Source organism: Streptomyces sp. GL_141, from assembly GCF_057834385.1.
On record NZ_CM174402.1, the window covers coordinates 8,093,673 to 8,108,553 of the forward strand.

The window sequence follows — 14,881 nt, forward strand, 5'->3', positions numbered from 1 at the left end:
GTGTGCGGAATCCAGTTCGGCGCGGCCCTCGCGCCCCATGCCTATCCCCAGGCGGGGGCGGACGGGGTGGTGTTCCCCAGGCTGCTGATCGCCGGTGTGCTGCTGTGCCTGCTGTGGCGACCGCGCCGGAAGAACTCGAACACGGTGAAGGGGTCCTGGATGACGGTGATCGCCGCCGGGACCCTGCTCGCGGCGCACCACATCGCCTTCTTCGAAGCCGTCGGTCAGGTCCCGCTCGGGATCGTCGCCACGATCGAATTCCTCGGCCCGTTCACCATCGCGCTGGCCGGCTCCCGCCGCGTGATCGACCTGCTGCCGGCGTGTTTGGCGGCAGGCGGTGTCGCCCTGCTCAGCGGCACGGACACGGGCTCCCTCCCTTGGCAAGGACTCGCGCTGGCCGTGGTGGCGGCATGCTGCTGGGCCGGATACATCCTCGTCTCCGCCCGCATGGCCACCCGCCTTGGCGGCCAGGGTCTGGCCGTGGCCATCATCTGGGCGGCTCTGCTGAGCGCCCCCCACGGCATCTCGCACGCGGGCGGCTCCCTGTTGGACCCCTACGTACTGGGGATCGCGGCCGCCGTGGCCATCGGCTCCAGCGTGCTGCCGTACTCGCTCAACCTGGAAGCCCCGCGGCCGGATCCCGCCCCGTGTGTTCGGCGTCCTGACCAGCCTGGAGCCGGCCGCGGGCGCCCTGTTCGGCCTGCTCATCCTCGGGCAGCACCTCGCTTGGCCCCAGTGGCTCGGCATCGCCGCGGTCGCCTGCGCTTCCGTCGCCGCCACATATCTGGGGACCGGAACACGCCGATCCGCACGCGTCCGCGCACACCCCCCTGCCAGTACCCCTCGCAACCCGTCCCGTGCCGATTCGGTGCTGACTACGCGGAGTTGAGAGCAGACCCGAAAGGGACGGTCTAGCCGCGCGCCCGCCTGCGGCGCAGGAGGATGCCGACGGCCGCCCCGGCCAGGGCCGTTGCGGCCACTCCTGCCGTCGTCCACCAGACGGCGGGACCCGTGGTGGGTTCCGCCGGGGCCTCGGGGGCCGTCGCAGGTGTCGGCGTCGGGGTCTGTGCCTGCGTCCCGGTCGGCGGTGGTGTCCCGGTCGGCGCGGAGGACGGCTCGGCGGGGCGGGGAGCCGGGGTGCCGGTGGTCGGGGCCGGGTCCACCACCGGTACGCCGACTTCGAGTTCGCCGTGTCCGAGGGCGGGGAAGCCCACGTCCACGCTGACCTTCCAGGCACCGGGCGGCAGGGACTCGGCCGTGGTCCAGCCGGCCGGCGTCGCGGCGGGATCGCGCACCAGCCGCCAGGGCCCCAGGGTGCGGGAGCCGTCGGCGCTGACCGCGTTCACGGTGGCGGCGACCGCCTCTTCGACGGCGTCGCCGTCGTTCTCCCAGGTGACGTCCGCGGTGACGTGGCCCTCCCGCTGCCCGGTGACCACCACCTTCACGGTGTCGCCGTGGGCGTGTGCCACGGCCGGGGACAGCAGGATCAGGCCGACGGCGGTCAGGACGGCCTGGAAAGCGATTCGTATGCGCATCGTGGCGTGCTCCGGGTGGGTGAGGGGCCGGCGGACGGCCGCGCGACGCGGCCGTCCGCCGGAGGGGACTTCAGGGCCGTCGGGGTCAGCCGACCTTCTGCACGGTCCAGACCTGTGGGGCCCGGCCGTCCGCGCGCTGGAGGTCGAGCAGCCAGTTCCCGTAGTAGGGACGGCTGCTCACGGTCAGCGCGAAGCCGCCGCTCGGGTCGGTGACGCTCACCCCACCACCGCGGGTGGTCAGCTTCCAGCTCTGCGCACCGGCGCGGCCGCAGGGCTGCTGCGCGATCCACATGCCCGCGGCGGGAGCACCGCCCGGCTGCAGGCACTTGCCGGAGACCGCGGAGCGGATGCGGACCAGTCCGCCGCCCGCGTCGTCGAAGTACCACTGCTGCTGCGCGTACCCGTTGGAGCGCGCCCCGACGAGCACGGTGCCGTCGGCGCCGCGCCCGCCCCACACCTCGGCGGCCATGCCGGTGCTGCCGTTCCCGAGCAGGTACCGGGTTCCGGGGGTGGTCGCGCCGCCGCCCGTGCCCTTCGTACGGAAGGAAGTGGTCTTGCCCGCTCCGCTGTCCCGGCCGGCGCTGTCGCGGACGGAGACGGCGACGGTGTAGGCGGTGTCGGGCCGGAGGTTGTAGACGCGCAGCACCGGGGACTGGACCCAGCCCAGGTGCTTGCCGTTCAGCAGGACCTGGTACCAGGCCGCTCCCTCGACCTTGGGCCAGCTCACGACGGCGGAGTCCGACTGGATCTGGCCGACCGTCACGGCCGGTCCGCCCGTGGGCTTCTTGGTCGGGGTGGGCGTGGGCTTCTTGGTCGGCGAGGGGCTCGGGTTCGGCCCGGGGTCGGTGCCGCCGCCCTTGTTCTTCATCAGGAACTGGTTGTCGGCGATGTTCCAGTGCTTGGAGAGGTAGCTGCCGGCCTTGGGGCTGGTGTGGAAGTAGTCGTCGTGGTTGCAGTCCAGGATGTTCTCGGAGGCCTGGTTGGTGCAGATGTTGCGCATCTGCGGGTAGTACGGGGTGTCCGAGTAGCACATGACGTCGAACTCGTCGGTGCAGTGCGCGCCGCGGCTGGTGTTCGGGGCGCTGTTGTTGACCGCGCCCAGGTTGTGGCCGAGTTCGTGCGCCGCGGTGTGGCCGCCCCAGCAGCCGGAGTCCGTACGCCCGTAGGAGGGACCGAAGTTGCTCAGGTTGGCCTGGCCGGGCCGCTCGTCGCCGTTGAAGGTGCCTATGCCGCAGTAGACCTTGGTGTCCGCGAAGATCATGTACTTGCGGTCGCGGCGGTCGAGCCCCTTGCCGGCGAGGGCGGCGTTGGTCGCGCTGAACTCGGCGAGCGCGGAGTCCGGGAGCTCGATGTTGAGCACGGTCGGGGTGCAGTCGGCGGACGTCACGTAGCGGATGTGCCGGACGCCTCCGGTCTCCTGGGCGCTGGCGGAGTAGATGAGGTCGGCGTCGGCCGCCCATTTGCGGAACGAGGCCACGTACTCGGAGTAGCGGTCACGGCCGGGGCCGTGGACGTACACGACCTGGACGCGGTTGCCCGTGCTCCCGTCTCCGTCGCACTGGACGGTCTGGCCCGAGGGGCCGGCGGCGACGGTCTGGCCGGCGGCGGAGGGCGCGGGCGCGGCGGACTTGTCGGCCGCGCGGTCGGCGTCGGCCGCGGGCGCGTCCTGAGGACGCCCGCCGCCTTCGCCGGCCGCCGGGTCGTCGGCGGCGGGGCGGGCCGGGTCGGCCGCCGGTGCCGAGGCCTTGACGGCGGGCGCGATGTCCTTCGTTATGTCGACGCCCTTGGGCGGGGCGTCGGGGCCGTGGGTGCACAGACCCGCGCCGGTCCGGTAGACGCCGGCGCACCGGTCGCCCTTCGGGGCGGGGGCGAGGCCGTCGTAGACCATGCCGCGCGCGCTCTCGTTGGCGGGTGCGGCCGCGAGGGGTTCGGGCTCCTGGTCCCGGGCGGGCGCGGCGGCCGGCGCGGCGGCCTCCGCACCGGCTTGTACGGACACGGCCTGGGCGCCATCCCCGAGTCCGGAGTAGGTGATGCCGGCGGCGATCACCGCCGCCGAGGCCATGGCGGCGGTGAGGAGCATCAACCGCCGCGGCTTGCGGCGGTGTTCACGCCGTCTGCGTCGTTCTGTCATGGGCACCTCAAGTGAACGTCGGATGAGTGGGTGCGCGGAAGCCTGCCAGACGAATGCGGCGGAGAATTCGGACAAAGAGGGGTGCGGTTCGAGAAATCGTTCCGTTACCTGTCCGTCGGATCTGATGAACACTCAACAAGCAATAAAATTAGGGAAGTTACGCGCGTCATGCGGTATTGGTCCAGGCCTTATCGGGGGCAGTCGTTATCTAATCGAGATAACAAGTGGAGTCTTATTGACGGGAATTCAGTCAAGGATTCACCTAATTACTACCTGTCGAATTCCCCTGGTCACGACCCGTGAGGAAGACGCTGCCCGGTCGGCCCGACGGAGCACGGTGGCGCGTGCCGCTTCCACTGGTCCTGTGGCGTTCCCCTGGGAGTGGGGAGTTGATCTGGCTAAGGTCTCGGGGGGACTGTTCTTGGGGGGACGGCTTGCGTGCACGTGTGTGGGCAGTGGCCGTGGTGGCGCTTGCCGGTCTGGGCGTTGCGCTGGCTGTTGTGATGGCCCTGGCGGGGAACGCCGCCACGTCCACTGCGCGGTGGCCGTGGATCCTTGACGAACTGCGTCAGCATCCGTGGCGGTCCGTCGGTGTCTTCGGTGTGCTGGCCGTCGTGACGGGTGGTGTCGCGGCACGGTTGCAGGTGCGTACACCAGCCGGCCGGAGCGATCCTCCGCCGCCGCCCCCGGCGGTCGTTCCCGAGTGGTTCGTGGATCGTGATCAGACCACGGCCGCAGCCGTGGCGGTGTGCGGTGGGGGCCAGGCGGTGGGCATCACCACTTCTCTGTGGGGCGCGGGCGGTTTCGGCAAGACGTCCTTGGCGAACGCGGTGTGCACCCGCAAGGTGGTGCGGCGGCACTTCCGCTCGCGGATCTACCCCGTGACCATCGGCCGGGACGTCCGTGGCCGGGCGGCCGTGTCCGCCAAGGTCGCCGAGGTCACCCGGTTCATCACCGGGGACACCACCGAATTCTCGGATCCCAGTCTGGCCGGGGCTCACCTCGGCCGGCTTCTCGACCAGCGGCCGCGCACGCTGCTGGTGCTCGACGACGTCTGGGAGGAGGAGCAGCTGGCCCCCTTCCTCATGGGGGGTAGTGACTGCGTTCGTCTGGTCACGACCCGCAACCCGTCTCTGCTGCCGGGTGGTGCCCGTGCCATTCAGGTCGACCAGATGTCGCAGGATCAGGCCAAGGCCGTCCTGGTCTGGAATCTCCCGCCCCTGCCCGCGTCCTTGGTCGATGACCTCTTGCGGGCCAGCGGCCGGTGGGCCCTCCTGCTGAGGCTGACCAACCGCCTGATCGCCGAGCAGTGCGCCGGCGGCGCCGACCCCGTCGCCACCGCCGAGGAGACCCTGCAACGGCTGTACATGAACGGTCCCGGCGCCGTGGACGACCCGGCCGTGACCTGGGACCTCGACGACCCTCGCCAGCGCAACCAGGCCGTCAGGGCATCGATGGAGGCCGCGACCACCCTCCTGCCGCCGGGGGGCCCGGAACGCTTCACGGAGCTGGGGGTGTTCGCCGAGGACGAGTCCGTGCCCGTTCCTGTCATCGCCCGGCTGTGGGAAGCGAGTGGTGGGCTGACGATGGAGCAGACCCGCAGGCTGTGCCGGAAGCTGGAGCGGCTGTCCTTGATCTTCCTGGATCAGGTGGACGATGGCAGGGTCAGGATGCACGACGTGGTCCGTGACTACCTCCGCGGTGTTCTGGGCCCGGCCGGTCTGACCCGCACCCATGCTCTCCTCGTGGATTCGGTCGCCGCCCACCTGCCGGCGGCCCAGCCCCTTGCCCCGGCCCAGCCGGACCCTGGACGCGCCTGGTGGCAGCTCACGGACGGCTACTTGCCGGACCATCTCATCGACCACCTCGTCGCGGCCGGACGCGTCACCCTGGCCGAGGCCGTCGCCGGCGACCTGCGCTGGGTGGATTCCCGTCTCGCCCAGCGCGGACCCACCGCGCCGTGGAGCGACCTCACCGGCATCGACACCGCTCACACGCGTCCACTCGCCCGCAGCCTCGCCCAGATCACGCATCTGCTGGGCCCCACCGACCCGCCCCAGGCCCTCACCGGGGTCCTGCACACCCGCCTGGGCACCCATCCCCACTGGCAACCCCAAGTCACCGCGCACCACGAGGACCCCACCCGGCGTCCCTGCCTCGAAGCCCAGTGGCCGCTGCCTGACGCCGCTCCGGCTTTGGAGCGGACGCTCATCGGTCACACCAACTACGTGACCTCGGTAGTGATCGGGCCGGACGGCACGTGGCTGGCCACGACCGGCTACGACACGACCGTGCGGATCTGGGACCGGGTGACCGGTGTCTGCACCGCCACCTTCACCAGCGGCGGAACCTCGATGGCGGTCGCCCCCGACGGCACGTGGCTGGCCACGGCCAGCCACGACAGGAGGGTGCGGATCTGGGACCGGGCCACCGGCGTCAGCACCGCCGCCGTTACCGATAGCCTGGCCGAAGGGAGCAGGGTGATGATCGGACCGGGCAGCACGTGGCTCGCCACCGTCAAGTACGACATGACCGTGCAGTTCTGGGATCCGGCAACCGGCAGCTGCACCGCCACCCTCAGCGGCCACACCGGTTACATGGACCTCCTTGGCGGCTGGGCCGAAAGGCCGCACTCGGTGGTGATCGCTCCGGACGGCACCTGGCTCGCCACCACCGAATACCACACCGTGAAGCTCTGGGACCGGGCGACCGATGCATGCAGCAATACCCTGACCGACGCCGGGAACTCGGTGGTGATCGCGCCGGACGGTACCTGGCTCACCACCATCAGCCGGGACATGTCCGTCCGGATCTGGGATCGGGCGACGGGTGCTTGCACGGCTACCCTCACCGGCCACACCGATGCCGTGACCTCGGTGGTGATCGCGCCGGACGGTACCTGGCTCACCACCATCAGCCGGGACATGTCCGTCCGGATCTGGGATCGGGCGACGGGTGCTTGCACGGCTACCCTCACCGGCCACACCGATGCCGTGACCTCGGTGGCGATCGCGCCCGACGGTACCTGGCTCGCCACCACCAGTGGGGACATGACGATTCGGATCTGGGACCGGGCGACGGGTGCTTGCACGGCTACCCTCACCGGCCACACCGATGCCGTGACCTCGGTGGCGATCGCGCCCGACGGTACCTGGCTCGCCACCACCAGCCGGGACACGACCGTGCGCGTCTGGGACCCGCTCCTGGCTCCGGCGAACCCCAGCCCAGGTCGCATCGGAGGAGTCGGTGCGGTAGCGGTCGCCCCGGACGGAACGTGGCTCGCCGCCGTCAGGAACGACAGGACCGTCGGGGTCTGGCACCGGGCGCCCGGCAGTTGGACCGAGATCCTCACCGACCGCACCATCGTGATCGCAGCGGTGATCGCGCCGAACGGCAGATGGCTCGCCACCGCCGGCGACGACAAGATCGTGCGCCTCTGGAGCCGGGCAACCGGTGCCTGCATCGCGACCCTTACCGGACACAACGCAGGGGTGACCGCAATGGCGGTCGGACCGGACGGCACGTGGCTCGCCACCACTGACCAGAATGGAGTGGCGCGCTTGTGGGACTGCTCGACCGGTGCCTGTACCGCCGTGCTCACCGGTCACGCCACGACGGTGACGTCGGTGGCGATCGCTCCGGACGGTACCTGGCTCGCGACCGTCGGCACCGACCAGACCCTGCGGATCTGGGACCGGGGAACCGGCGCCTGCACCGTCATCGCCACCCGGCACGCCGGCCCCGTGACGTCGGTGGCGATCGCTCCGGACGGTACCTGGCTCGCGACCGCCGGCACCGACCAGACCCTGCGGATCTGGAACCGGGCGACCGGTGCCCGCACGGCAACCCTCACCGGCCACACCGACTCGGTGACATCGGTGGCGATCGCTCCGGACGGTGCCTGGTTCGCCACCACCAGCACCGACAAGACCCTGCGGATCTGGAACGCGGTGGACCGGCACACCGCGGTCATCGCCAGAGCGGAGGGCCACCTGCAGTCATGTGCCTGGGGTCCCGATCACGAACTCGCGGTAGGTGGCGATCAGGGGGTGTACCTCTTCACGTTCCGCGCATGAAGCGGCTCCGATCGGGTTGGCCGAGCGGGGTGCTTCAGCCGGTCTGGGCGAACTCGTTCGCGAGGCGGGGGATGTAGTCGGCGAGGGCCGGGGCCCAGCAGGTGTAGGCGTGGTCGCCCTTGCAGGTGGGCGACAGGGCGGAGCCGTTGCCGTAGTTGACGAAGCGGTTCGGGATGCCCAGTTGGTTCAGGCGGTTCGCGACGTTGGTGGAGGCGACCGCCGTCCTGGCGTCGATCGGACCCTGGTTGCCGGTGTAGAGGGTGACCCCGGTGTTGGAGAGCTTGCCCAGGTTGGCGAGCGAGGCGGGGTTGACCTCGTTCCAGATCCGGTCGTTGAAGATCGGGTACGGCGAGCCGAAGATCGCGTCGCTGTCCACCACCGGCCCGTACCCGGTGCAGTTGCCGGTACCCGAAGTGGTGGAGGCGCACCAGGCGCCGGTGAGGTTGAGCTCCGTGGCCAGCACCGCGGCACGGACCTCCCACAGGCCGAAGTCGATGCCCCCGGACAGGGAGGCGACACGCCCGAACAGGTCGGGGCGGGCCTGGGCGTAGTGCAGAGCTCCGAAGCCGCCCATGGACAGGCCGACGACCGCGCGGTGGCCGCGGTCGGGCAGGGTCCGCAGGTTGGCGTCGATGAAGGGGACCACCTGCAGGAGGTGGAAGGTCTCCCAGTTGGCGGCGCCCTCGGCGGTGTTCTGCATGCGCCAGTTCGCGTACCAGCCCTTCAGGCCGCCGTCCGGGACGATCGTGATCATCCGGTCGTCCCGCAGGGCCGGGGCCGCGGCCGCGTCGTTCACGGTGCCGCCACCGCCGTGCAGGAAGTACGTCACCGGCCAGCGCTTGTCCGGCTCGGCGTAGTAGCCGCTCGGCAGGAAGACCCGTACCTTGTGCCGGCCGGAGAGCTGCGGCGTGGTGACGGTGAGGGTGAAGTCGGTCCCGGAGCGCACCTCAGTGGCTCCGGTGACCTGGGTCAGACCCTGTCCGTCGGTGAAGGCCGGGATGGTGGGGGCGTCGGCGAGGCCGACGGCGTGGGCCGCGGAGCCGGTGAGGGCGGTCGCCGCGACCGCCGCCACGGCGGCGGCCGTCAGCGCGGTGGCCCGTACCGCGGCGCGGAGGCCGGCCGCGCCGGTGCGCAGGGATCGCTGGGATCGCACGGTGGTTCTCCCTTCTGTGAGGCTGGTCTCGGGGTGGGGCAGGGGCAGGGGCAGGGGCAGGGTCGGGGTCGGGGTCAGGACGGCGTTTCGCACAGGGCGCTGGTCAGGGTCTTGTACATCTGCGCGCCCGGGATGTTCGTGGCGAGATGCGCGTTGGTCATGACGGAGGCGTGCCGCCCGTCCTCGGTCACGAGCGTCCGAGAGTAGTATCCGGGGACGGCTCCGTCGTGTCCCCAGGCCGTGCCGCCGCAGGGGAGGGCGATCTTGACCATCCCGAGGCCGTAGCCGTTCCCCGAGCCGGGCTGGCCGAGCTCGAAGGTCCTCTCCATCTCGGTGAGGTTCGCGGGCGAGAGCGCCGTGCCGTCGACGATCGACTGGTAGAAGGCGGTCATGTCCCGCAGCGTGGAGATGACGGCGCCGGAGCCGTAGAAGGTGGACGGTTCGAACGCCGTCCCGTCCAACCAGAAGAAGAACGAGCCGATCCGGGTGCCCCGGTAGCCGTGGATCGCCGGGCTCGGCACGGCGCGGTCCGTGGGGGCGGGGAAGCGGGTGTGGGCCAGGCCGAGGGGCTGGATCACCTGCTGGGTGACGGCCTGGTGCACGGGCAGGCCGGTGATCTTCTCGACCAGCATGCCGAGGATCTCGTAGTTGGTGTTCGAGTAGTGGAAGGCGGCGCCCGGCTGGGAGGCCGGGGCGAAGCGCAGTCCGTCCTTCACCAGGGCCGCGAGCGTGTACGAGCCGTCCGGGCGGGCCTGGGCGAGCGGGAGGCCGTTCCCCGGTATGCCGCTGGTTTGCTGGAGGAGGTGCCGGATGGTGATGCGGTTGCCGTCGTAGCCGTTGACGGAGACCACACCGGGCAGGTGCCGCTCGATGGGTTCGTCGAGGCCGATCCCCTTCGCCTCCGTGAGCTTCAGTACGGCGACGGCGGTGAAGGTCTTCGACTGGCTCCCGACGCGGTAGTACTCGTCCGGGCCGATCGGATCGTTGGTGTTGATGGTGGCGGTGCCGGTGGAGAGGTTCCACGAGGCGTCGCGGGTCCCCGCGTACACGCCCGCCCCGGGACCGCCGCCCGCCTTCAGCTCGTTGAGGGCCGCGAGCGTGGCGGAGTGGTCCGCGGTCGCCCGGGCCGGGGTCTGGGTCGGGGTCTGTGCCTGGGCCTGTGCGGCCGTGGGCACCGCCAGGAGCGCACCGGTGACACCGAGGGCGAGCGAGAACCGTAACGCGGTCGACTTCAACTTCGACTTCATCGAACCTGCTCCTCATGGAGGGAAACGTCTGCCGGAAGGGCCGGAAGGGCCGGAACTGCCGGGACTGGCTGGGCCACAAACTAGGAGCCGGGGGAGGGGCGGGGCACCCGGAACCATCCGGAGTGACAGCGGGGCCGGAGTTCCAGGCGATGCCCCGGCCCCGCCGGCCACCCCCGTCAGCTGATCGCGGGGCCGGAACCGTTGAGCCACGCCCACTGGGCCCAGTCGGAGAAGCCGGTCTGCCAGGTGTGGTAGACGCCCGCACGGCTGGTTCCGAAGACCTCGATGCGGCCGTCGGCGTTGGTGGCGGCGGTGATGTCCGTGCCGCCGGTGCCGATGGTGACCCAGTCGTGGAAGGGGGCGTTGATCCCGGTCTGCCAGGCGTGGACGGCGGTCCCATCGCTGATGGCGAAGACCTCCACCCGGCCGTCGGCGGTGCGCTCGCTGGTGAGCTTCGAGTTGCCCGGGCCGCCGGTTCTCACCCAGCCTGACCAGGAGGTCGGGCTTTCCTGGTACCGGTGGAAAATGGCCTCCGGCCCGGAGGCGAACACCTCGAGACGCCCGTCGGCATTGTGGTCCACCGTCAGATCGTGGCCGCCTCCTCCGAAGTGTTCCCAGGCGGACCAGCCACCGTTGGGGGCGAGCTGGTACTGGTGCTCGAAGACCGTGCCGTTCAGGGCGAATACCTCGAGGCGTCCGTCGGGGGACCTCTCCATTTCCAGACGGGCGTCGACGGGGCCGCCGCCGGTGAATTCCCAGCCCGACCAGCCGGCGTTCGGGGCGGTCTGGTACCGGTGGTACACGCCCTTCGGGCCGGAAGCGAAGACCTCGATACGGCCGTCGGCATTCGTTCCGGCGGCGATGTACCGACCACCGGTGCCGAATCCCTGCCAGCCGGACCAGTCCCTGGACGGGCCGGTCTGATACATGTGCTGGGCCGTGTCGCCGTTGATCGCCAGCAGCTCCAGCCGACCGTCGGCGTTGGGCACGATCGCCATCTGCGCGTTGCGCGGACCGCCGAGCGGACGCCAGGCCGACCAGCCGCCGTTCACCTCGGTCTGCCAGGCGTGGTAGACCCCGTCGGCTCCGGCCGCGAAGGTCTCCAGCCGGCCGTCGGCCGACCGCGCCGACACCACACGGCCCGTCTCGGCCGGGCTGGAGGCATGGTGGGAAGGAGCCTCGACAACCCTCTTGTAGCGGTACGGAGCGGCGGTGAACTGGCCTCCGCTGGTGGTGTAGTTGATCGGCCGCTCATATCTGACGGACCCCGCCCCGCCCATCTCCTCCATGGTGAAGAAGCGCGTGTGCTCGCGGTTGGCCCAGCCGGCGAACAGGACGACATGTCCCGCGTCGCCTCCGGTTCCCGGCCCGAGGGTGCCGACGGCGTCACCCGGCTTCAGATCCTCCCAGGCGATCGGGTCCAGGAACTCGGAGAGGTAGACCGTACTCGGGGAGGAGGGCAAGTGCAGTGCCATGGAGACGAAGCCCGAGCAGTCGGTGCGGTAGTGCCTGCCCTCCAGGTCCGGGTGGGAGTCGTTCTGGTTGTAGTAGACGTTCAGATCCACCCAGTGCTGGGCGCGGATCAGGATCTCGTCGCGGGTGATCGGGCCGCCCACGTCCGACTGGACGGACTGGGCGGAGCGGAGACCGATGCCGTTTCCGGCGGCACTGGCCCCGGATCCCGTCGCGAGGACGTTCGCGCCCGCGAGGGATATCGCGGCCGAAAGTCCACCGGCGGTTCTGAGAAGTGCTCTGCGGGAGGGATGGTGTGCGCTCACAACGGGCTCCTGGTCGGTAGCGGTACGAGGCACGTGCGGAAAGGGGGGACCCGCCGCGGTCGCGCCGGGTCGCCGTGTGATCGCGCCGAAAGCTACCGAGAGGGACACGGCCCGGGGATCCGGAGCATTACGGATGGTCACCCGAGGCCCCTCCCGCTAGGGGGTGTCGTCAAACTCCCCCTGCCTCGCGACGGGCGACGACGGGAGTTTGACGACAGGCCCCAAGGCGGTCGGCGGCTTCCGGCAGGCCCGGCCTAGACGACGCGATCCGGTTCTGTCAGTCCGTAAGGTTCCGGATACTCCTGCCGGGCGGGGATCGCTAGCTTCCAAACCGCCGGTGCCGCTGGGGCGGCAGCCGGGTCACCAGCCAGCTCGCCCACAGGAGGTCACCTTGACCACGCAGGACCCCACCCGCAGGAGCATCCTCAAGTCCGCCGGCGGGCTCACCGCCGCGGTGGCCCTGGGAGCCGGCGGCGTTCTCGCGTCGGCGTCGGCGGCGTCGGCGGCCGACGACCTGCGCGTCACGGAACGCAACCAGCAGGATCACCGGATGTGGTACTACCGGTTCCAGACCTCCGCCATCGGCGGCTGGACCCCGGCCGTCAACGTGCTGCTCCCCGACGGCTACCACACCAGCGGGCGCCGCTACCCCGTTCTCTACCTGCTCCACGGTGGCCTGGAGAACTTCATGACCTTCGACGTGCTCCACGACATCCGGGGTCTGACGGCCTGGAAGAATCTCATCGTCGTGATGCCCGACGCCGGGCGGGCCGGCTGGTACTCCAACGCGGTGAGCTCCAACATCGGTGCCCGGAACTGGGAGCACTTCCACATCGGGCAGCTGATCCCGTGGATCGACGCGAACTTCCGCACCTACGCCGAGTACGACGGCCGCGCCGTCTCCGGGTTCTCCATGGGCGGCTTCGGCGCCCTGAAGTACGCGGCCAAGTACTACGGCCACTTCGCCTCGGTCAGCGCCCACTCCGGCCCGGCCAACCTGCGCGGGGGCAACGGAGACCTGGTGACCCACTGGGCCAACGCCTCCTCCGCCGCCGTGGAACTGAACGGCGGCAGCATCTACGGCGTGCCCTTCTGGGACCAGGCCCGGGTCAGCGCGGACAACCCGTGCGAGCGCATCGAGAGCTACCGGCACAAGCGGGTCTTCCTGGTCGCCGGCACCAGCCCCCAGGACATCCAGGGCTACGCCAACGAGACCCTGGTGCTCGCCACCCAGCGGGAGTTCAAGTGGAACCTCGACCGCGTGGGCATCCCCTACGAGCAGCATGAGGTGGAGGGCGGCCACGGGGTCCGCCGGCATCTGCTGGAGCAGGACATCAACGGTGTCATCGACCGCCTGCGCAAGGCGTGACGGGGAGACCTCGCATGATGTCCGTCCTTTCCCGAGGCATGTCCGGGCGGGGGCTCGGGCGGATGCTCGGGGTTCTTCTCGCGCTGACCGTGATCTTCGCTCCGGGGCTAGCCGTTGCCTCGCCGGCGGCGGCCGGGGCGCAGACCGCGGTCTCCCCGGTCCCGGCCCGGGCCGCCGGTTTCGCCGCCGCCTGCCCGGCCGCCGGTGACATATCCCAGTACTACAGCTGGGAGCACAACGGCATCGACATCGCCGGCGACTACGGCAGCCCGATCTACGCGGTCGGCGACGGCGAGGTGATCATCTCGGGATACGAACCCGGCTACGGGCAATGGATCCGCATCCTGCACCCCGACGGCACCATCACCGAGTACGGCCACATGTACCGGCGGGACGTCCAGAAGGGCGACCGTGTGAGCGCCGGGCAGCAGATCGCGCTGATCGGCAGCGAGGGCCAGTCCAGCGGACCTCATCTCCACCTTCGGGTCTGGGGGAACACGGGCGCGTCCGTGCGTGTCGACCCGATTCCCTACCTGGCGGAACGCGGCATCGACATGCCCTGCGCACCGGGCAGCCATCCTGGCCCCGGGCCGTTGGTGTATCCGGCGGAGTCGGGTCGTGTGGTGTCGGCGCGGTCGGTGGACGGGCGTCTTGAGGTGTTCGCGGCCGGGACCGATGGTGTGCATCATGCCTGGCAGGAGAGCGTCAACGGCGCTTGGTCGGCTTGGGAGTTCATCGCGGGTCCCAAGGGCGCGGAGCTGGCGATCGGGTCGAATGCCGACGGCCGGCTCGAGGTGTTCGCGATCAACGGCCAGATCCTTCAGCACCGTTACCAGAACCAGCCCTCCGGCGGCTGGTCGGGCTGGGAGAAGTTCGGTGAGGGTGGTCGTGACGTCGCCGTGGGTTCCAATGGCGACGGCCGACTGGAGGTGTTCGCCTCCGGTCCCGAGGACGTGTTCCACCGGTTCCAGGCGGCCCCCAACGGTGGCTGGTCGGGCTGGGAGGGGACTGGCGGTGGCCCGGGGAAGAGCCGCATCGAGCTGGCGAAGGCACCGGACGGCCGGCTTGAGGCGTTCGCGCTGAATGATGAGGTTTTCCGGCATCTGTTTCAGACGTCCGTGAACGGCAGTTGGTCCTCTTGGGAGGACTTCGGTGTCGGTGGTCATGACCTGACGGTCGATCACAACCTGGACGGTCGGCTCGAGGTGTTCGCCTCCGGGCCCGTCGGTGTCTTCCACCGGTATCAGACCGGTCCCACCAGTTGGTCGGGCTGGGAGGGGACCGGCGGGCTCGCGAACTCGCAGTTGACGAGTCAGCGCACCGTGGACGGGCGGGTCGAGGTGTTCGCCCTCAACGGCAGCGAAGCCCAGCACATGTGGCAGACCGGGGCGAACGGCCCTTACGACCGGTGGGAGTCCTTCGGTGCCGGTGGCACGGAGATCACGGCCGTGGCCAATGCCGACGGCCGGATCGAGGTCTTCGGGACCAATCCCACCGGGGTCTACCACCGGTGGCAGACCGACCGCTCCACCTGGTCCCAGTGGGGCTGGCTCAAGGACACCGCCGGACCCGCGATCAACTGAGGAGAAGCC

The 14,881-nt window shown here is 70.5% G+C and carries 9 protein-coding genes; 4 read left to right on the top strand and 5 right to left on the bottom strand.

Annotation, left to right across the window (positions count from 1 at the left end):
• A complete protein-coding gene (locus AC3IX6_RS36065) occupies positions 1 to 915 on the top strand; it encodes an EamA family transporter (RefSeq protein ID WP_489371728.1) in 915 nt (304 codons plus the stop codon).
• On the opposite strand, the gene AC3IX6_RS36070 is transcribed toward AC3IX6_RS36065, so the two are convergent.
• Positions 912 to 1,535 carry a hypothetical protein gene (locus AC3IX6_RS36070; protein ID WP_489367485.1) on the bottom strand — a complete coding sequence of 208 codons (624 nt, stop codon included), beginning with the start codon at positions 1,533 to 1,535 and terminating at the stop codon, positions 912 to 914. The genes AC3IX6_RS36065 and AC3IX6_RS36070 overlap by 4 nt on opposite strands.
• An 85-nt stretch (positions 1,536 to 1,620) precedes the next feature.
• Complete coding sequence (locus AC3IX6_RS36075; protein ID WP_489367486.1) at positions 1,621 to 3,666, bottom strand: RICIN domain-containing protein; 2,046 nt, start codon at positions 3,664 to 3,666, stop codon at positions 1,621 to 1,623.
• 710 nt (positions 3,667 to 4,376) lie between these two features.
• Here AC3IX6_RS36075 and AC3IX6_RS36080 point away from each other — a divergent pair.
• Entirely contained in the window at positions 4,377 to 7,742 is a 3,366-nt protein-coding gene (locus AC3IX6_RS36080) for an NB-ARC domain-containing protein (protein WP_489367487.1), read from the top strand.
• A 34-nt stretch (positions 7,743 to 7,776) separates the two neighbouring features.
• Here AC3IX6_RS36080 and AC3IX6_RS36085 read toward each other — a convergent pair whose 3' ends face one another.
• The 3 genes from AC3IX6_RS36085 to AC3IX6_RS36095 form a co-directional block, all read right to left on the bottom strand.
• Positions 7,777 to 8,895 (bottom strand): alpha/beta hydrolase, encoded by a 1,119-nt coding sequence (locus AC3IX6_RS36085; protein WP_489367488.1) that lies wholly within the window; start codon positions 8,893 to 8,895, stop codon positions 7,777 to 7,779.
• A 74-nt stretch (positions 8,896 to 8,969) separates the two neighbouring features.
• The gene (locus tag AC3IX6_RS36090; protein ID WP_489367489.1) at positions 8,970 to 10,142 is read right to left on the bottom strand and encodes a serine hydrolase domain-containing protein; all 1,173 of its coding nucleotides are present in this window, start codon (positions 10,140 to 10,142) and stop codon (positions 8,970 to 8,972) included.
• Positions 10,143 to 10,318: 176 nt separating this feature from the next.
• Positions 10,319 to 11,920, bottom strand: a complete 1,602-nt coding sequence (locus AC3IX6_RS36095) for a DUF8189 domain-containing protein (RefSeq protein WP_489367491.1) — start codon at positions 11,918 to 11,920, stop codon at positions 10,319 to 10,321.
• Between the two features lie 391 nt (positions 11,921 to 12,311).
• On the opposite strand from AC3IX6_RS36095, the gene AC3IX6_RS36100 reads away from it, so the two are divergent.
• On the top strand, positions 12,312 to 13,289 hold the full coding sequence (locus tag AC3IX6_RS36100; RefSeq protein WP_489367492.1) for an alpha/beta hydrolase-fold protein: 978 nt from the start codon (positions 12,312 to 12,314) through the stop codon (positions 13,287 to 13,289).
• 62 nt (positions 13,290 to 13,351) lie between these two features.
• Positions 13,352 to 14,872, top strand: a complete 1,521-nt coding sequence (locus tag AC3IX6_RS36105; protein ID WP_489371664.1) for a DUF8189 domain-containing protein — start codon at positions 13,352 to 13,354, stop codon at positions 14,870 to 14,872.
• Positions 14,873 to 14,881 lie beyond the last annotated feature (9 nt).

What these genes read in the sequence shown, in the direction of transcription:
- AC3IX6_RS36070 (WP_489367485.1), bottom strand. Translation starts at nt 1,535, where the DNA reads ATGCGCATACGAATCGCTTTCCAGGCCGTCCTGACCGCCGTCGGCCTG.
- AC3IX6_RS36075 (WP_489367486.1), bottom strand. Translation starts at nt 3,666, where the DNA reads ATGACAGAACGACGCAGACGGCGTGAACACCGCCGCAAGCCGCGGCGG.
- AC3IX6_RS36105 (WP_489371664.1), top strand. Translation starts at nt 13,352, where the DNA reads ATGCTCGGGGTTCTTCTCGCGCTGACCGTGATCTTCGCTCCGGGGCTA.
- AC3IX6_RS36090 (WP_489367489.1), bottom strand. Translation starts at nt 10,142, where the DNA reads ATGAAGTCGAAGTTGAAGTCGACCGCGTTACGGTTCTCGCTCGCCCTC.